The organism is Neobacillus sp. SAB-20_R2A (assembly GCF_049568635.1).
GTDB lineage: Bacteria > Bacillota > Bacilli > Bacillales > Cytobacillaceae > Neobacillus > Neobacillus citreus.
This window is the reverse complement of record NZ_CP145895.1, coordinates 4,885,553-4,902,881: the sequence shown is the minus strand read 5'-3', so window position 1 is coordinate 4,902,881 and position 17,329 is coordinate 4,885,553. Positions and strand designations below refer to the sequence as shown.

The following is a 17,329-nucleotide window of genomic DNA, read 5'->3' as shown; positions in this document are numbered from 1 at the left end:
GATTAATATGTTTCAGCCATTTATTCTATCCTTGTTTTTATACTTCCCGGAAGATAAATCAGAATATATCCCAGCTGTCATCAGCTTTGCGATTTTCTTTGTGGCAGCCATACTTACGTTTCGCTTTATCATAAAAATTTCAAAGCGGGAAGCGCTGAAGGCAAAAGAATTAGAGAAACAGCTTGAACAAAATAACACTTCACAAAAGAACAGCTAAAATAGGCTGTTCTTTTTCTTTTTGGCACAGCGGGAATAGGACAATATTCGATTGTTCATACTAATCGCAAATTGTCTATTGTGGGGGGATCCATAAATATGAAAAAACTTTGTCTGTTCATTCCGCTCCTGTTTCTGTCGGGATGTATGGAAAAGACGATTACAAAGGTGAATGTGGAAATGTATAATGCTTCAGGAGATTCGCTTGGAACGCTTGAATTGGCTGAGCAGTCAAGCGGGGTGAAATTGACTGGAAGCCTAAAGGGCCTGACGCCGGGTGTACATGCTATTCATATCCATGAAAAAGGCACATGCAAAGCACCCGATTTTAAATCGGCAGGGAACCATTTTAACCCGGAAAGCAAAGAACATGGCCTCCTTCATCCCAAAGGTGCCCATGCCGGCGATTTGCCGAATTTAATTGTTGAGGATGACGGATCTGCGAAAGTAGACCTGATGGCCCCGAATGCGACGCTAAAGGATGGGAAGAAATCCTTGTTCACAAAGGAAGGTACCTCCATTGTCGTAACCCAGAAAAAAGATGATGGTATGACGCAGCCAGCAGGTAATTCTGGAAAAAGAGTCGCCTGTGGGGAGATCTCCAATGATAAACAGAAACCGGGCCAAAAGAAAGCTCAGGATGAAAAAAAATAGTTGAAAAACTTTTCTTTGGAAAACAGGCTGAAAAGGTTAGGCTGTTTGCTTAAAGGGGGAACAGCCTTTTTTTATGAGAATAGGTATCTATCTATGCTTATCCCACTAGTTGTACATACACTACCATGAAATAGTTTAGGAGGGATAAGGATGAGCAAGAGACAAATGGGTGGATTTCCAGGTCAGTTTGGACCAATGGGGTCTCCGCAAATGACAGGATTTCCACAAATGGGCGGTTTTCCACAGCAAGGATTCCCGCAAATGGGCGGCGTTCCACAGCAATACTACCCGCATATGATGGGCGGTTACCACGGCTATCCACAAATGGGCGGTTTTCCACAGCAAGGGTTCCCACAAATGGGCGGTTTTCCACAACAAGGGTTCCCACAAATGGGCGGTTTTCCACAACAAGGGTTCCCACAAATGGGCGGTTTTCCACAACAAGGATTCCCGCAAATGGGCGGTTTTCCACAGATGACTACTCCTACTGGCACGAGAAAAGAAAAAAAATAATCCCTTAATGAAATTAATACGAACTTAATCATTTTTGCCTGTTCCTTTATGGAGCAGGTTTTTCTCTGGCTTGATTAATTTATCATTTTTTTCCACAATGGGTATAGTGAAATTCTTCGGAGGCGAGATTTATGATGAAAAATAAATTGTACTATACTGACTCGTACATAAAATCCTTTACAGCGGAAGTTGTAAAGCAGGAACAGGATTCTTCAGGCAATTGGTTCGTTGTGTTATCACAGACTGCCTTTTACCCGACCGGCGGCGGACAGCCTTTTGATACAGGCTTGATAGAAGGAGTCAAAGTGGTCAATGTGGAGGAAGTCGATGGTGAAATTCGCCATTCGCTTGAGGTCCCATTACCCTTGGAGAAAATAGAAGTAAGCGGGAAGATTGATTGGGAGCGGCGGTTTGACCATATGCAGCAGCATGCCGGCCAACATATATTGTCCGCGGCGTTTGAGCATTTATTTGAGTATAAAACTGTTGGTTTTCACCTAGGTAATGAAACCGTCACAATTGACTTGGATACTGAACAATTAACCGAAATAGAAGCAGAAAAAGCCGAGGAATTGGCCAATCAAATTATTTTAGAAAATAGACCGATTGAAACAAAATGGGTGACCGAGAAGGAATTATCTCAATACCCTTTACGAAAAGAAACGAAGGTTAAGGAAGATATCCGCCTCGTTATCATTCCGGATTTTGATTATAACGGCTGCGGCGGGACGCATCCGAAAGGAACAGGTGAGGTAAGGGCAATTAAGATTTTAGATTGGGAAAGACAGAAGAAAAAGGTCCGCCTTCAATTTGTCTGTGGTGAACGTGTCCTGAAGCAGTTTTCTCAGAAACAAAAGGTGTTGCTGAGCTTAACAAACCTTCTTAATACACCAGAACCAGAGATGGAACAAGCAGCCATTCGGCTACTGGAAGGCAGGAAGGCAATGGAGAAGGAACTGGAGCAGCAACAAGAGCTCCTACTAAAATATGAAGCGAAAGAGCTTCTGGGCAAGACCTCATCCGCTGGTGTTATTGGTGAAGTATTCCAAAACCGTTCGATTCAGGAACTGCAAAAGCTGGCAAGGCTTGTGACTGGTGAAAATGATGCAGCGGTGGTTGTGCTGGCAGCAGAAAATGAAGACCGGCTCCAGCTAGTATGTGCTAGGGGGGCGTCCCGAACCGAAAAGATGAATAAGTTGATTCAAAGCGGACTGGATCTCATGAACGGCAAAGGCGGGGGCAATGACTCTTTCGCCCAAGGCGGCGGTGCCCCTCAAGTTTCAAGCGAAGTGCTTTTGCAGCATATATTAGATTCGCTAAAAGTGGCTTCCACATAAATTAAAAAAATTGGATGAACATCCCTTCTCAGTGAATACTAAAATTGAATTTTCTAAATTAGTGTATTAGAGTTGTTTGAAATATTTTTTCGTTTATAATAAAAAGTGGTGAAATATTTTTTGAACATCTTGAAGGGATGATTTAGATTGGCTAAACAACAAGTGGGCGTTGTAGGAGTCGGAGTGATGGGGAGAAGTTTGGCATTGAATTTTGAAAGCAAGGGTTTCTCCGTGTCTATCTACGACCTATCTGCCGAGAAAGTAAACGATATATTAGAGCAGCATAAAGATAAAAACATTACCGGAACCACAAACATCGGGGAATTTATCCAATCGCTGGAAACACCTCGGAAGATTTTGTTGATGGTGAATGCCGGTGTGATTACGGATAAGGCAATTGAATCACTCGTTCCACATTTGGAGCAAGGAGATATCCTTATTGATGGTGGGAACAGCTATTATCAGGATACGATTCGGAGGAATGCGGCGCTTGCGGACAAAGGGATTCTTTTCATTGGTGCCGGAGTTTCTGGAGGAGAAGAAGGGGCATTAACGGGTCCTTCCATCATGCCGAGCGGCCAAAAAGAAGCATACGAGCACGTAGGGCCGCTGCTTACAGCAATTTCTGCACAGGTAGATGGTGAGCCGTGCTGTACATACATAGGACCAGATGGAGCGGGACACTTTGTCAAAATGGTACACAATGGCATCGAGTATGGGGATATCCAGCTTATTTGTGAAACTTACCATCTTATGAAATCAATGCTGGGCTTGTCCGCAAAAGAACTTCATGAAGTTTTTCATGAATGGAACCAAGGAGAGCTAGACAGCTACCTTATCGAAATTACTGCGGATATTTTTACAAAAATCGACCCTGACACCGGCAAGCCCTTAGTTGACGTCATTCTTGATACGGCCGGACAAAAGGGAACGGGAAAATGGACCAGTCAAAGTGCGCTTGAATTAGGTGTGCCGTTATCAACGATTACTGAATCGGTCTTTGCGCGGTTTATCTCAGCTATGAAGGATGAACGTATGAAAGCCAGCAAAATTTTAAGTGGGCCGCGCGAGAATAAGTTTGTTGGAAACAAGCAGGATTTTATTGAGCACATCAGAAAAACTTTATATTTTAGTAAAATCATTTCCTACGCACAAGGATTCAGTCAATATCAATCAGCCTCCAAGGAGTATAAATGGGACCTGAAGCCAGGTGAAATTGCAAAGATTTTCCGGGGAGGCTGCATTATTCGAGCGGCATTTCTGCAAAATATCATGGATGCTTATGACCGCGATCCGCATTTGGAAAATTTATTGTTGGATTCTTATTTTCAGTCGATTACCGCTGATTATCAAGAGTCTGCTAGGGAAGTGGTGGCAACTGCCGTAAAGATTGGAATTCCAGTTCCAGGATTGTCAAGTGCCGTTGCCTACTATGATAGCTACCGTTCAGCGGTACTGCCTGCCAACCTGCTGCAGGCGCAAAGGGATTATTTTGGAGCCCATACTTATCAGCGAGTCGATAAGGAAGGAACCTTCCATACCGAATGGCTGGAAATCTAGAAAAACTCACAGTATCTCTGTGAGTTTTCTTGTATACTTAAATGAGATAAGTTGGAAGAATGGGGGATTATTGATGGGATTTTTGGATGGCTTAATGGGTAACGCTTCGGAAGTAAATGTTGCAGAAATTCAAAAGGAATTTGCAAAGGTGCTGGCGCCGAATGAACAAATTGAGAAGGCGTATAAGCTGATTCGCGACTTGTTCCTCTTTACAAACAAGCGCTTGATTTTAGTGGACAAGCAAGGTTTAACAGGAAAGAAAGTCGAGTATCATTCGATTCCTTATAAGAGTATTACTCATTTTAGCATTGAAACGGCCGGGAATTTTGATTTGGATGCAGAGCTAAAAATTTGGGTTTCCGGCAGCGCCCTGCCCTTGCAAAAACAATTTAACAAAAATTTAAATATCTATGAACTGCAAAGCGTACTGGCTGAATATGTACTAAAATAAAAAAATCCTGTCCCTGCTGATTTACGTGTGGGGCCAGGATTTCTTTTATTTAGCTATAGTCGGCGAGTTTTCATTTATTCAAATGCTTTTTTCAGCCGCTTCAATCCTTCGATTAAATCATCCATTGGGCAGGCGATGTTCATGCGGACGAAGCCTTCGCCGCCTGGTCCGTATTTTGGGCCGGGCTCGAGCGCCAGTTTTCCTTTTTGGAGGATGCGCTGCCTAAGTTCCTTATCGGTAAGTCCAAGCTTTCGGCAATCCAGCCAAAGCAGATAGGTTCCTTCCGAGTCGATGCAAGTAATTTCAGGCAGATGCTCCTTAAGATAGGAAATTGCGAAATCTTTATTACTCTGAAGATAATCAAGCAAATCCTCGAGCCAAGCTTCGCCTTCACGATAGGCAGCTTCCATCCCGGTAATGCCAAAAGTATTCAGTGAAAAGGACCCCTGCCGCCTCATCGTTTCCTGGAATTGAGTACGCAAGGTCTCATTTTTGATTACAACAGCGGAAGCGTGCAGACCGGCAAGATTGAAGGTTTTGCTGGGGGCAATAAAAGTAACCACCTTTTCAGCTATTTCCTCATTCAGTGACGCAATCGGTATATGCTTATGCTTTTTATAGACGAGATCGGAATGTATTTCATCAGAAAGAATCAGGCAGTTATACTTTAAACAGAGTTTAGCCATTTTCTCAAGCTCTTCCTTGGTCCAAACTCTTCCTCCAGGGTTATGCGGACTGCACAGCAAAAAGAGCTTGCAGCCTTGCTTTAAAGCATTTTCAAAAGCGGTAAAGTCAATCCTGTACCTATCTTCATCAAGAATAAGCGGAGCATTGATAATCTTTCGGTTGTTTTTTTCGATCATATCGAAAAAAGGTGTATACACTGGTGATTGGAGCAGTACCTGATCGCCCTCTTCGGTAAACGTTTGGATCGCCGTGCTGATTGCCTGTACTACGCCGCCGCAATACAGAAGCCAATTCGGCTTAATACTCCACTGATGCCTTTTCAAAAGCCATTCTGCTATCGCTTGAGATGTGGAGGGAGGTACAAATGTATAGCCGAAAATACCGTGCTCCACCCGCTCCTTTATTGCCGTGATGACAGCCTGTGGCGGCTTGAAATCCATATCTGCAACCCACATCGGCCACAGGTCCTCTTCTCCAAAAAGCTGCTTTGTTGCCTCCCATTTAACTGAGGAGGTATTCCTCCGGTTAATTCTTTCATTAAATATTGACATCTTTGTCCCACCACCCGAAATATTTTTATAGTCCTATCTCTTATGATAAAATATTTTAAGCAAAATGGAAAAGTAATAGGAGATTTTTACGATGAGAAAAGAGATTCAAACAAATTTGAAGATCGTTGATTTATTGAATGAATGGAATCCATTTCAGTTGACAAACGCCAGCTATGAAACAGAGATAGCGGATGTGATTCAGGCTGTTCATGAATTAGATGAGCCTGTCAAGCTGGCAAGGAAAATCCAAGACATTTATGAATTTTCTTTTGAGAGAATCATTCCGTTGGAGAACTGCTTGAAAATGGCGGAAGAACTTTTAACCATTAAATCCAATGATTCATGTTCGATCTAACAAAAAAAGCGGACCAACTGTTAGGCGGTCCGCTCAAAAAGGGGGGGAATACTAGAAAGCTTATGTTATCATAATTTCCACATTTTCCTCTTTATATACATTGATAAATAAAAAAAGCGGATATTTCCGCTTTTTTTTATCAATCATTCACAGATGGTTCTTTATGGTTTTTTAAAAGCTCCGCGGCCGGAATATCGAGAACAGTAGATAGTTTTAAAATCGTTTGAGAGCTTGGCATTTGTTCCCCTGACTCATAATTCTCAATCGTTTGAGTCCCTACTCTAACCTTTTGTGCAAGTTCCTCCTGGGTCATGTGGCGTCTTTCACGGGCCTCTTTAATAATATGACCGATTGAATTCATACTGTTCACCCCTATTTTTGGATAGTTTGCTGTCTATTATTATATCATGGTAACAATCCTTTTTTTTAATCTCATTGCAAAATAATGTTACGATATTCTGACAATTTGAAAATATTGAAGAATTTGTTTATTTTTTGGAAAATAGTTTTTGATTATGACTAACTGATGTGATATAATTTTATAATGCGTATAAAAGGGATATATAATTTATTTACTTAGGAGTGTTTTCATGTCAGGAAAAATTGAAACCGGTAGTATTATAACAGGTAAAGTAACAGGTATTCAACCATATGGAGCATTTGTTGCTTTGGACGGAAATACACAGGGTCTTGTTCATATTTCTGAAATCACGCACGGATATGTGAAGGATATAAACGACCATTTAAAAGTAGGCGACGAAATAAAGGTTAAAGTTTTGTCGGTGGATGAAGGGGCTGGAAAAATTGGCCTTTCCATCAAAGCTACAGAAGAAGCACCAGTTCAACAAGCGGCACGCCCTAAAAAGCCGCGTAAGCGCCAGGCTGCTGCCATTATCCAAGAAGGCGATGGACAGCAAGGATTCAACACATTAAAAGAAAAGCTTCAGGAATGGATTGACCAATCTTCACGAGAAGAAATTAAAAAATAGTATTTTTAAAGCCTAGACTCAGCATATAAAGGGTCTAGGCTTTATTTTTTCTGTTAACCGTCGCTATTGATTCTTTTAAAGAAGAATATAAAAATTTTTGTGAACAAATTCATTCTTTTATCGTGCTGGGCTACAATAAAGATGTATGTAACTAAATTGCCTGAAAACGGAGGATTCATAAATGCCTGCAAATATAAATTCGCAAGAAATTATTGAAAAGACCGAGAAGTATGGCGCTCATAATTATCATCCCCTGCCAATCGTGATTCATAAGGCCGAAGGAGTTTGGGTGGAAGACCCGGAAGGCAATAAATATATGGATATGCTAAGCGCCTATTCAGCGGTCAATCAAGGGCACCGCCACCCCAAAATTATTCAAGCGTTAAAGGAACAGGCCGATAGGGTAACGCTGACTTCCCGTGCTTTCCATAACGATCAGCTTGGACCTTGGTACGAAAAAATTTGTAAAATGACAAACAAAGAAATGGCTCTCCCAATGAATACAGGTGCTGAAGCTGTGGAAACTGCTGTGAAAGCAGCAAGGCGCTGGGGCTATGATGTCAAAAAGATTCCTGATAACCAAGCTGAAATCATCGGCTGCGTCGGAAACTTCCATGGCAGAACGATGCTTGCAGTTTCTTTGTCTTCTGACGACGAATACAAACGTGGTTTTGGACCGATGCTTCCAGGGATTAAACTAGTTCCATACGGCGATATTGAGTCTTTAAAGTCGGCGATTACACCTAACACTGCGGCTTTCTTAATTGAACCAATTCAAGGTGAAGCGGGAATTATCATCCCGCCTGAAGGATATATCAAGGCAGCATATGACCTTTGTAAGGAAAATAATGTTCTGTTCATTGCCGACGAAATTCAAGCAGGCCTGGCACGGACAGGAAAGATGTTCGCCTGTGAATGGGAAGGCATTGTACCGGATATGTATATCCTCGGAAAAGCACTTGGCGGGGGCGTATTCCCAATCTCTTGCGTTGTTGCCAATAACGATATTTTAGGAGTCTTCAATCCGGGCTCACACGGGTCCACTTTTGGCGGAAATCCGATGGCATGCGCAGTATCAATCGCAGCACTCGACGTTCTTCAAGAAGAAAAACTTGCGGAAAGGTCATTGGAATTGGGAAAATATTTCGTTAAGAAACTAAGGGAAATCCAGAATCCAAAAATAAAAGAAATTCGCGGGCGAGGCCTGTTTATTGGTATGGAACTCTCTGAACCTGCTAGAAAATATTGCGAGCAATTAAAAGATGAGGGTCTTTTGTGTAAAGAAACCCATGACAACGTCATTCGCTATGCTCCACCGCTGGTCATTACAAAAGAAGAACTCGACTGGGCAATTGAACGAATTCAAAAGATATTAGGATAACGACTTTCATTCATGAAAGCAGCGGGGCCTTAGCCCTGCTAAACGTATGGGGATTTTTTGATATAGTAGGGGTGCAGTGATGGGGAATACGGTTGGAGATGGAAAGGAAAAAGAGACATTAAGCCTGCTTACATCTACACAAATGGTCTTTCGCGAAGTATTAGATAAACTTGGGTTTAAACCGGAGATGTTTGATTTGCTGTCTGAGCCAATGAAGTCGCTCATTGTGAGAATTCCAGTGAGGATGGATGATGGATCGACACAAATTTTTACAGGCTTCCGGGCCCAGCATAATGATGCCCTTGGGCCAACAATCGGGGGAATCCGATTTCATCCCTGTGTTTGTGAAGATGATATAAAGGCATTGGCAATTTGGATGAGTTTAAAATGCGGGATTGCCGGTCTCCCTTTCGGAGGAGGAAAAGGGGGAGTCCTTTGTAATCCAAGAACCATGTCAATGGGAGAACTTGAACGGTTAAGCCGCGGTTATGTACGGGCAATCAGCCAAATTGTCGGGCCGACAAAAGATATTCCGGCCCCGGATATTTACACGAATGCCCAGATTATGGCATGGATGCTTGATGAATATAGCAAGCTTAAACAGTATGGTTCAGCTGCATTCATTACTGGAAAGCCGCTCGTGCTCGGGGGTTCAGAAGGCCGTGATATAGCCGGAGCATTGGGGGCAGCGATCTGCATTGAAGAAGCAGCCGAAAAACAGGGGATAAGACTTAAGGGAGCCCGGGTCATCATTCAAGGGTTCGGCAATGCCGGAGGCTTTATTGCCAAGTTTCTGCATGAAGCAGGAGCAGATATTATCGGAATTTCGGATGTATATGGTGCCCTATATGACCCGGACGGCTTAAATATAGAGTACCTTCTTAAACGGCGTGACAGCTTTGGCACGATATCAACTCTTTTTGACGGTGCCATTACAAATGAAGAACTACTGGAGCAGGACTGTGATATATTGATTCCTGCTGCTGTCTCCAATCAAATTACGGCAGAAAATGCACATGCCATAAAAGCAAGGCTTGTGGCTGAAGTGGCAAACGGGCCAACGACCATTAAGGCAACCAGAATCCTTACTGAGCGTGGCATTTTTCTGGTGCCCGATGTTTTAACTGGGGCCGGGGGTGTAATTGTATCTTATTTTGAATGGGTTCAAAATAAACAAGGATACTATTGGGGCAGAGAAGAAATCCTGGATAAACTGCGAGAAAGAATTGTCCAATCCTTTACCACGGTCTATAACTTGTCGAAAAGTCGAAATATTAATATGCGTTTGGCTGCCTATATGACGGGAATCCAAAAAATGGCCGAGGCATCTATTTATAGAGGATGGGTTTAAATGAAGAAAGGAACGCCCGCCTGCAGGCGGGTATTCCTTTGTCTCTAGGGATATGCGGGCGCCAACTTTGCAAAAAAACTTAATATCCTTAATAATAAAGAATGGAAGGGAGTGTTCAAAAAAATGGATAATTTTATTTTTCAAAATCCAACCAAATTAATTTTTGGAAAAGATCAGCTTCAACAACTAAAAGTAGAAGTTCCGCGCTATGGAAAAAAAGTCCTGCTAGTTTATGGGGGCGGAAGCATCAAGCGTACTGGTCTCTATGACAAGGTAGTGACAATTCTAAATGAGATTGGGGCAGAGGTATTTGAACTTCCTGGAGTAGAACCCAACCCACGTATAACAACGGCCCGAAAAGGGGTAGAAATCTGCAAAACAGAAGGAATAGACTTCATTTTGGCCGTAGGCGGCGGAAGTGTAATTGATTGCAGCAAATTAATTGCTGCCGGAGCGAAATATGACGGCGATGCCTGGGATATAGTCATTAAAAAGGCATTTGCTAAGGAAGCACTTCCGTTCGGTACCGTGCTGACACTGGCCGCAACCGGTTCGGAAATGAATGCGGGTTCCGTCATCACAAATTGGGAAACAAATGAAAAATACGGCTGGGGAAGTGCAGTAACATTTCCGAAATTCTCTATTCTTGATCCAGTTCATACTTATTCCGTTCCAAAAAATCAAACCATATATGGGATTGTCGACATGATGTCCCACGTTCTTGAACATTATTTCCATCTTACTGAGGAAACGGATTTTCAGGACCGCATGTGCGAATCTCTGTTGATTACAGTTATGGAAACAGCACCAAAATTGCTGGAAGATCTTGAGAATTATGATCACCGGGCAACCATTCTTTATTGCGGCACCATGGCTTTAAACGGTATTTTAAATATGGGCTACCGCGGCGATTGGGCAACCCATAATTTAGAGCACGCAGTGTCGGCAGTTTATGACATTCCGCATGGCGGCGGCCTTGCGATTCTTTTCCCTCATTGGATGGAGCACAATCTTAAAGTCAAGCCTGAGCGTTTCAAGCAGCTTGCCGAACGGGTTCTTGGCGTTAATTCTGAAGGAAAAAGCGCTGAGGAAGCAGGCCTTGAAGGTATTCGTAAGCTGCGGGAGTACTGGAACAGCATCGGTGCCCCTGCTCGTTTAGCTGATTATGACATCGATGAAAGCAAACTTGACCTGATGGCAGACCGTGCGATGGCCAACGGGGAATTTGGCAGCTTTACCAAATTGAATAGAGAAGATTGCTTGGCGATTTATCGCGCGTCATTATAAAACAAGAGGCTCAGGCATATTGCTAACAGGATTACTTGTGAGGTGCAAAATGGTAAATCACAAACCTAATCACATAGCAAATCGCATAATTTTCACAACAGAAATCACAGTATATTGCACAGTCCATAAGGCTTTGAGATAAAAATATCTCTAAGCCTTTTTTCAAATAATCATTATCTGACTAAAGCAACCGTAAGTTGTATATGTTTACTAGACACTAAATAGAGTTTGATAAATAAGCGGAGAAATTTCCCTTAATAAGTAAAAAAGATTAAGAATAACTTAAATAGGCGGAGAAATTTCCCCTATTAACTCAAAAAACTTCAGTATTGGGGATTTTGCTTTGTTTAAGCGGAAAACCTTCCCTTATTTACGCCGGAATGAGCCCCATTCTACATTTAGCGGAAAAATCTTCGCTTATTTTACTATCACTAGTTACTCAATTAAAGATAAGACTTCTTATGTTTCAAAAAAATCAAGTGAACCTCATTTGATGCATTGAGGGTGATGCAGGATCTGCGGAGGTCTGTCTCCTCAGCCCCACTAATCCTGTTAAAGTCTACGTGCCCCTGAAAGTTACCCATTAAAACTAAGTGCGTTTTGCTCTGTGGTTTATAATATTGCACCTCTATAGTAAACCCGTTAGCATATTGCCTGAGCCTTTTGTTTCGGACAAAACGAAATGAAAATGGCAAAAGACGAAAAATGTCCAATTTTGTAAAAAAATCATCAAAATTGGGTACGCTTACAACAGGGGGCTTTCCTTGCTAATCCACCCCTTATTCGATAAAGTGATTTATGAAATATAAAATAATGGAGGATCATGCATGACACATGTTCGTTTTGATTACTCAAAAGCTCTCTCCTTCTTTGGAGAACATGAACTTACATACTTAAGGGATGCTGTTAAAGTTGCCCACCATTCCCTGCATGAAAAAACCGGAGCTGGCAGTGACTTTTTAGGGTGGATTGACCTGCCAACTAACTATGACAAAGAGGAATTTGCCCGGATTCAAAAAGCAGCTGAAAAAATCAAGACAGATTCCGATGTTCTGCTTGTTATCGGGATTGGCGGCTCTTATTTAGGAGCAAGAGCTGCAGTTGAAATGCTTCAGCACAGTTTTTACAATGCCCTGCCAAAAGACAAGCGGAAGACCCCGCAAATTATTTTTACGGGCAATAATATCAGCTCTTCTTATATGCGGGATATTATGGACCTTCTTGAAAATAAGGATTTCTCGATTAACGTGATTTCCAAATCCGGAACAACCACAGAACCGGCGATTGCTTTCCGTATTTTCCGTAAACTACTCGAAGAAAAATACGGTGTGGATGAAGCCCGCAAGCGAATTTATGCGACAACCGATAAAGCGAGAGGGGCTTTGAAAACACTTTCGAATGAAGAAGGCTATGAAACCTTTGTCATTCCTGATGATGTCGGTGGCCGCTATTCCGTGTTAACAGCTGTCGGCTTGCTGCCAATCGCTGCGAGCGGAGCGGATATTGTGAAAATGATGGATGGGGCTGCGAAAGCTCAAGAGGACTATAGCCATTCAGAGCTTGAGGACAACCAGGCTTATCAATATGCTGCCGTCAGAAACGTGCTCTATAATAAAGGTAAAACTATTGAAATGCTGATAAATTATGAGCCAGGGCTGCAATATTTCTCAGAATGGTGGAAGCAGCTGTTCGGAGAAAGTGAAGGAAAAGACCAAAAGGGCATCTATCCTTCATCGGCTAATTTTTCAACGGATCTTCATTCACTTGGTCAATATGTGCAGGAAGGGCGCCGTGACCTATTTGAAACCATCATCAAGGTAGAAAATCCACGTCACGAGCTGACTATTGAGAAATTTGATAACGACCTTGATGGACTTAATTATTTAGCAGGTCAAACTGTGGATTTCGTTAATAACAAGGCATTTGAAGGAACAATGCTTGCCCATACCGATGGAGGCGTTCCGAATTTAATTGTATCGATCCCGGCAATGGATGAGTATACATTTGGCTATCTTGTCTATTTCTTTGAAAAGGCATGTGCCATGAGCGGTTACCTGCTTGGCGTCAACCCATTTGATCAGCCTGGTGTGGAAGCCTATAAAGTGAATATGTTCGCTCTTTTAGGCAAGCCTGGTTTTGAGGAGAAAAAGGCGGAACTGGAAAAGCGTTTGAAATAATGATAATTAGGAGTGCTGATTTAATCTTCAGCACTCTTTTTTAGCTAATAAGGAATAATAAAATTTTTCCAAATTTTAATATTCCTTAACGCATAAATTCAACTACGCCTCTGTCTTCGTCCTATCGGACTTGCCAATCGGCGAGTTTTCATTTACTGAAATTTCTTCAAACGGGAATACTAACCTTAATGCTTAAAAGGGGTGATATGTTATGAAGGAATTGCCGTCTAAAGTTGAAGGAAAACAATTTGATTTGTATAAGCTTGAGCAAAAGTTAAAACCCATCGGCTATTCGATTGGTGGGAATTGGGACTATGACCATGGTTCCTTTGATTACAAAATAGATGATCAAGATGGCTATCAATTTTTAAGGCTGCCTTTTACAGCGATTGATGGCAGCCTTGACAAAAATGGCTGCACGGTCGAACTTGGCAGACCGTTTCTGCTTGCTCATCAATATGAAGCAGGGGTTGATGTGCAAGGAACTTCCGGTAACTTTTCTGGTTCCTTTAATCAGTTCCAGGAGCCAACTGACAAAGATGCCAGCCTTACAGATCATGCCTTAAACGCAGGGCAATCACTTGTAGCGGAACTGGAATCCGTATTGTTAACAGATTAGGCTTTGCTTAATAGGGAGAGGAGGAGGTGAAGGACTGCCTCTCTCCTTAACACCAAGAATTCATGTTCACAAAATCTTCACAAAATGAACTATCTTTTTGGCATTAAGGTACTTGTATATATCTAGGAAAACTTGTAAATTATGTTTAATACTATTGCTATATTATGAAATTGAGGGTTGGAGCATGATGATGAGTGAGAATTCTTTGTTATCCATTATTGAAAAAACGAGGCAGGAAATGATTGAATTAGCTCATCTTTATGGGTACTCCAATCCTAATGTAGTCCAATGCAGTCAGCAGCTGGACCAACTTTTAAATACATATGACCGGAAAACTGTAAAACATTAATACACGAAAAACCTTCCATTTGACGGAAGGTTTTTTTAATGGAATAATTTCCAGCCGAAATGCAAAGTTTAAAAGGGAATATGGAACTATTTACAATCATGTTTTTGAGGTGCAAAAAGTGATGATGGAAACAAAAAAAGAGCGAAGATATATCATCTTTGCCTTGCTTGTTTTAGCAGTCTATCTTTCTCCGTTATTTATCCTTCAGGAAAATGCTCATATTCGGGTTCACGATAATTTGGACTCTAACATCGCCTGGTATAAGGTCTTGGCAAGGAGCGGCGAAATATTTGGCGGTGTTGAGGGGGCAGTTCCGCAAATTATTAATGGGCTCCTTTCAAGGAACGCCTTTGGAACGGAGTACAGTGTCATTGTTTGGCTTCATTCCTTGCTGCCAACGATGACGGCCTATGCGTTGAGTCAGGCATTAACAAGAGTTACTGCATTTTTAGGGATGTATTTGCTGTTAAAAAATCATTTTCTTCCTGATGGGCGCTGGCTTTCATTAAACATTGCCGCGGCTCTGGCCTTTGCCCTGACGCCGTTTTGGCCATCTGGGATGTTGAGTACATTAGGGATGCCGCTTGCTCTGTGGGCGTTTTTAAATATCCGCAGCGGTAAAGGTTCTTTAAAGGATTATGCGGTGTTAACCTTCCTGCCTTTTTACGCCAGCATCGTTTTGGGTTTTTTCTTTTTTTTAAGTGCGATGGGAGTTTTTTGGCTGGTAGATTGTCTTCGTAAAAAGGACTGGAACCTTCGCTTCTTGTTTGCGATTGTCTATATGACATTTGTGTTTGCAATCGTTGAGTATCGTTTAGTCTATTCTTTTTTATTTAAAGGCGAACCGAACAGCCGCGACGAATATTTCCATGCGCACCTTCCCTTTTGGCGTGCTGTCCGGCTCACCTTTAAAAATTATCTACTGGGACACACCCATGTAATGACCGTGCATACTTTAATCATCCTGCCCGCTACTTTTATCGCCTTTTATTTTATTGTTTCAAAAAAGCTGTGGAGGCAGGAAAGAATCTTTGTTTTTCTATTTGCCCTAAATTTCCTATTGTCGTTATGGTATGCGTTCTGGTTTTATGAAGGCTGGTTGCCTTTGACGAAAAAATTCCACTTTATGGATACCTTTAATTTTGCCCGTTATCATTTTTTACGGCCGATGGTGATCTATGCAAGCTTTGCGTTAGCTCTAAAAATCATCACCATGCAAGGAATCAATTGGGCGAAAACAGCCCAGTGTTTGGCGGTCATGCAGCTTCTGGTGCTGGGATTTTTCAATGATGAAATCATTTACCGCGATAAACCGACAGTGAAGCAGTTTTATGCCGAAGATTTATTTACGGAAATTAAAGATTATATTGCGCTGCCTCAGGAGGAGTATCGAGTCGCAAGTATTGGCATCCATCCGGCAATCGCCCAGTTTAATGGGTTTTACACACTTGATACCTATAATAATTTTTATCCATTAAGCTACAAACATCAATTTAGGAAAATAATTGAAAAGGAATTGGCTAAAAATAAAACCATTCAAAAGTATTTCGACCAATGGGGCGGGCGCTGCTATATTTATACGGCACAGCTTGGAAAGAGATATATGATAAAAAAAGATTCGAAGCGGCATCTGAAAAATTTGGAATTAAACACGGCTGTTTTTAAGGAAATGGGCGGGCGTTATATTTTTTCAGCTATCCCGATCGATAACGCTGCTAAAAATAAGCTGACACTTGAAAAGGTGTTTGTCACCAAAACGTCTGCCTGGAAAATTTACTTGTATAAGACATTTTAACATCGGGGGTATTATCATATGATGGAACCAATCCTTACTATTGTTGTACCGTGCTATAACGAGGAGGAGGTTTTGCCGGAAACGATGGTGAAGCTTCAGCAGCAGCTTGAGGAGCTGATTGCCGATTCGCTTGTTTCAAAGCAAAGCAAGCTTTTGTTTGTAGATGACGGAAGTAAGGATCGAACATGGGAACTGATTTATAAAGAGGGGCTGGGAAATAAGTATGTCCGCGGCTTAAAATTAGCCCGCAATGTCGGTCACCAAAACGCACTTGTGGCTGGACTCCTTGCGGCCAAAGATTTTTCTGATTGCGTCATTTCGATTGATGCGGACCTTCAAGATGATATTCAGGCCATCCGCGAATTTGTTATTAAATTTAATGAAGGCAGCGAAATTGTTTACGGTGTACGAAAAGGCCGGGAAACGGACACCTTTTTTAAGCGAAGCACGGCCCAAGGCTTTTATAAAATGATGAGAAAATTAGGTGTTGACCTTGTATACAACCATGCTGATTTCAGGCTGATGAGTAAACGGGCCCTACATGAACTGGAGCGTTTTAAAGAGGTGAATTTATTCTTGAGAGGAATCGTACCGCTTCTCGGGTTTCGTACGGATGTAGTGTATTATGACAGGCTCGAAAGACAGGCAGGAGAGACTAAATATCCGTTAAAAAAAATGCTGGCATTTGCCTTTGATGGGATTACCTCCTTTTCTGTTTCGCCGATCCGTTTTGTACTGGTAATTGGCTTTGTTTCTTTTCTGATGAGTTTATTCTTTGGCGGCTATTTCTTGGCGCTAAAATTTTTAGGCAATACCGAAACAGGCTGGACCTCGCTGATTACCTCCATCTGGTTAATCGGCGGACTGCAGTTAATTGCGATTGGTCTAATCGGGGAATATATCGGAAAAATATATAAGGAAACAAAGCAGCGGCCTAAATACATTGTTGATATTGATACGTTAAATCTGCCGATTCCTCGGCGTCATTTACTGAACACCACCAATGATGAAGAACTATATCCTGTAAACCTAAAATAAGAGGAGGGCCTACCCTCCT

18 protein-coding genes are annotated in these 17,329 nt (G+C 41.9%); 16 read left to right on the top strand and 2 right to left on the bottom strand.

Going from position 1 to position 17,329, the window contains the following annotated elements; genetic code table 11:
- The first annotated feature begins 7 nt into the window (after positions 1 to 7).
- The 6 genes from V5M37_RS24150 (at position 8) to V5M37_RS24125 (ending at position 4,731) form a co-directional block, all read left to right on the top strand.
- A complete protein-coding gene (locus tag V5M37_RS24150; RefSeq protein WP_217032069.1) occupies positions 8 to 217 on the top strand; it encodes a hypothetical protein in 210 nt (69 codons plus the stop codon).
- Positions 218 to 315: 98 nt separating this feature from the next.
- Positions 316 to 870: a superoxide dismutase family protein gene (locus tag V5M37_RS24145; protein ID WP_423799459.1), complete on the top strand. Its 555-nt coding sequence runs from the start codon at positions 316 to 318 to the stop codon at positions 868 to 870.
- Between the two features lie 150 nt (positions 871 to 1,020).
- Positions 1,021 to 1,383 (top strand): hypothetical protein, encoded by a 363-nt coding sequence (locus V5M37_RS24140; RefSeq protein ID WP_423799458.1) that lies wholly within the window; start codon positions 1,021 to 1,023, stop codon positions 1,381 to 1,383.
- Positions 1,384 to 1,517: 134 nt separating this feature from the next.
- Entirely contained in the window at positions 1,518 to 2,720 is a 1,203-nt protein-coding gene (locus tag V5M37_RS24135; protein WP_423802680.1) for an alanyl-tRNA editing protein, read from the top strand.
- A gap of 147 nt (positions 2,721 to 2,867) precedes the next feature.
- Positions 2,868 to 4,280 (top strand): NADP-dependent phosphogluconate dehydrogenase, encoded by a 1,413-nt coding sequence (gndA, locus tag V5M37_RS24130; protein ID WP_423799457.1) that lies wholly within the window; start codon positions 2,868 to 2,870, stop codon positions 4,278 to 4,280.
- Between the two features lie 73 nt (positions 4,281 to 4,353).
- A complete protein-coding gene (locus V5M37_RS24125; RefSeq protein WP_423799456.1) occupies positions 4,354 to 4,731 on the top strand; it encodes a PH domain-containing protein in 378 nt (125 codons plus the stop codon).
- A gap of 74 nt (positions 4,732 to 4,805) precedes the next feature.
- On the opposite strand, the gene V5M37_RS24120 is transcribed toward V5M37_RS24125, so the two are convergent.
- Positions 4,806 to 5,969 (bottom strand): MalY/PatB family protein, encoded by a 1,164-nt coding sequence (locus tag V5M37_RS24120; protein WP_423799455.1) that lies wholly within the window; start codon positions 5,967 to 5,969, stop codon positions 4,806 to 4,808.
- A 91-nt stretch (positions 5,970 to 6,060) separates the two neighbouring features.
- Between V5M37_RS24120 and V5M37_RS24115 the strand changes: the two genes are divergently transcribed.
- Positions 6,061 to 6,324 (top strand): DUF1871 family protein, encoded by a 264-nt coding sequence (locus tag V5M37_RS24115; protein ID WP_423799454.1) that lies wholly within the window; start codon positions 6,061 to 6,063, stop codon positions 6,322 to 6,324.
- A gap of 139 nt (positions 6,325 to 6,463) precedes the next feature.
- On the opposite strand, the gene V5M37_RS24110 is transcribed toward V5M37_RS24115, so the two are convergent.
- Complete coding sequence (locus V5M37_RS24110) at positions 6,464 to 6,685, bottom strand: helix-turn-helix domain-containing protein (protein WP_423799453.1); 222 nt, start codon at positions 6,683 to 6,685, stop codon at positions 6,464 to 6,466.
- A gap of 229 nt (positions 6,686 to 6,914) precedes the next feature.
- Between V5M37_RS24110 and yugI the strand changes: the two genes are divergently transcribed.
- The 9 genes from yugI (at position 6,915) to V5M37_RS24065 (ending at position 17,310) form a co-directional block, all read left to right on the top strand.
- Positions 6,915 to 7,313, top strand: a complete 399-nt coding sequence (gene yugI / locus V5M37_RS24105; protein WP_423799452.1) for a S1 domain-containing post-transcriptional regulator GSP13 — start codon at positions 6,915 to 6,917, stop codon at positions 7,311 to 7,313.
- 181 nt (positions 7,314 to 7,494) lie between these two features.
- Positions 7,495 to 8,694 (top strand): ornithine--oxo-acid transaminase, encoded by a 1,200-nt coding sequence (locus V5M37_RS24100; RefSeq protein WP_423799451.1) that lies wholly within the window; start codon positions 7,495 to 7,497, stop codon positions 8,692 to 8,694.
- A 79-nt stretch (positions 8,695 to 8,773) separates the two neighbouring features.
- Positions 8,774 to 10,045 carry a Glu/Leu/Phe/Val family dehydrogenase gene (locus V5M37_RS24095; RefSeq protein WP_423799450.1) on the top strand — a complete coding sequence of 424 codons (1,272 nt, stop codon included), beginning with the start codon at positions 8,774 to 8,776 and terminating at the stop codon, positions 10,043 to 10,045.
- Between the two features lie 123 nt (positions 10,046 to 10,168).
- Positions 10,169 to 11,332, top strand: coding sequence for an iron-containing alcohol dehydrogenase (locus V5M37_RS24090; protein ID WP_423799449.1), 1,164 nt, complete (start codon positions 10,169 to 10,171; stop codon positions 11,330 to 11,332).
- A gap of 827 nt (positions 11,333 to 12,159) precedes the next feature.
- Positions 12,160 to 13,509 carry a glucose-6-phosphate isomerase gene (locus tag V5M37_RS24085; RefSeq protein ID WP_423799448.1) on the top strand — a complete coding sequence of 450 codons (1,350 nt, stop codon included), beginning with the start codon at positions 12,160 to 12,162 and terminating at the stop codon, positions 13,507 to 13,509.
- A gap of 211 nt (positions 13,510 to 13,720) precedes the next feature.
- Positions 13,721 to 14,128 carry a YugN-like family protein gene (locus tag V5M37_RS24080; protein ID WP_423799447.1) on the top strand — a complete coding sequence of 136 codons (408 nt, stop codon included), beginning with the start codon at positions 13,721 to 13,723 and terminating at the stop codon, positions 14,126 to 14,128.
- Positions 14,129 to 14,318: 190 nt separating this feature from the next.
- On the top strand, positions 14,319 to 14,477 hold the full coding sequence (locus V5M37_RS24075; RefSeq protein ID WP_423799446.1) for a Spo0E family sporulation regulatory protein-aspartic acid phosphatase: 159 nt from the start codon (positions 14,319 to 14,321) through the stop codon (positions 14,475 to 14,477).
- Positions 14,478 to 14,598: 121 nt separating this feature from the next.
- A complete protein-coding gene (locus tag V5M37_RS24070; protein WP_423799445.1) occupies positions 14,599 to 16,272 on the top strand; it encodes a DUF6044 family protein in 1,674 nt (557 codons plus the stop codon).
- Between the two features lie 18 nt (positions 16,273 to 16,290).
- On the top strand, positions 16,291 to 17,310 hold the full coding sequence (locus V5M37_RS24065) for a glycosyltransferase (RefSeq protein ID WP_423799444.1): 1,020 nt from the start codon (positions 16,291 to 16,293) through the stop codon (positions 17,308 to 17,310).
- Positions 17,311 to 17,329: the final 19 nt, after the last annotated feature.

Coding starts and splice junctions, on each gene's coding strand:
- V5M37_RS24150 (WP_217032069.1), top strand. CDS start 8: ATGTTTCAGCCATTTATTCTATCCTTGTTTTTATACTTCCCGGAAGAT.
- V5M37_RS24145 (WP_423799459.1), top strand. CDS start 316: ATGAAAAAACTTTGTCTGTTCATTCCGCTCCTGTTTCTGTCGGGATGT.
- V5M37_RS24140 (WP_423799458.1), top strand. CDS start 1,021: ATGAGCAAGAGACAAATGGGTGGATTTCCAGGTCAGTTTGGACCAATG.
- V5M37_RS24135 (WP_423802680.1), top strand. CDS start 1,518: ATGAAAAATAAATTGTACTATACTGACTCGTACATAAAATCCTTTACA.
- V5M37_RS24125 (WP_423799456.1), top strand. CDS start 4,354: ATGGGATTTTTGGATGGCTTAATGGGTAACGCTTCGGAAGTAAATGTT.
- V5M37_RS24120 (WP_423799455.1), bottom strand. CDS start 5,969: ATGTCAATATTTAATGAAAGAATTAACCGGAGGAATACCTCCTCAGTT.
- V5M37_RS24115 (WP_423799454.1), top strand. CDS start 6,061: ATGAGAAAAGAGATTCAAACAAATTTGAAGATCGTTGATTTATTGAAT.
- V5M37_RS24110 (WP_423799453.1), bottom strand. CDS start 6,685: ATGAATTCAATCGGTCATATTATTAAAGAGGCCCGTGAAAGACGCCAC.
- yugI (WP_423799452.1), top strand. CDS start 6,915: ATGTCAGGAAAAATTGAAACCGGTAGTATTATAACAGGTAAAGTAACA.
- V5M37_RS24100 (WP_423799451.1), top strand. CDS start 7,495: ATGCCTGCAAATATAAATTCGCAAGAAATTATTGAAAAGACCGAGAAG.
- V5M37_RS24095 (WP_423799450.1), top strand. CDS start 8,774: ATGGGGAATACGGTTGGAGATGGAAAGGAAAAAGAGACATTAAGCCTG.
- V5M37_RS24090 (WP_423799449.1), top strand. CDS start 10,169: ATGGATAATTTTATTTTTCAAAATCCAACCAAATTAATTTTTGGAAAA.
- V5M37_RS24085 (WP_423799448.1), top strand. CDS start 12,160: ATGACACATGTTCGTTTTGATTACTCAAAAGCTCTCTCCTTCTTTGGA.
- V5M37_RS24080 (WP_423799447.1), top strand. CDS start 13,721: ATGAAGGAATTGCCGTCTAAAGTTGAAGGAAAACAATTTGATTTGTAT.
- V5M37_RS24075 (WP_423799446.1), top strand. CDS start 14,319: ATGAGTGAGAATTCTTTGTTATCCATTATTGAAAAAACGAGGCAGGAA.
- V5M37_RS24070 (WP_423799445.1), top strand. CDS start 14,599: ATGATGGAAACAAAAAAAGAGCGAAGATATATCATCTTTGCCTTGCTT.
- V5M37_RS24065 (WP_423799444.1), top strand. CDS start 16,291: ATGATGGAACCAATCCTTACTATTGTTGTACCGTGCTATAACGAGGAG.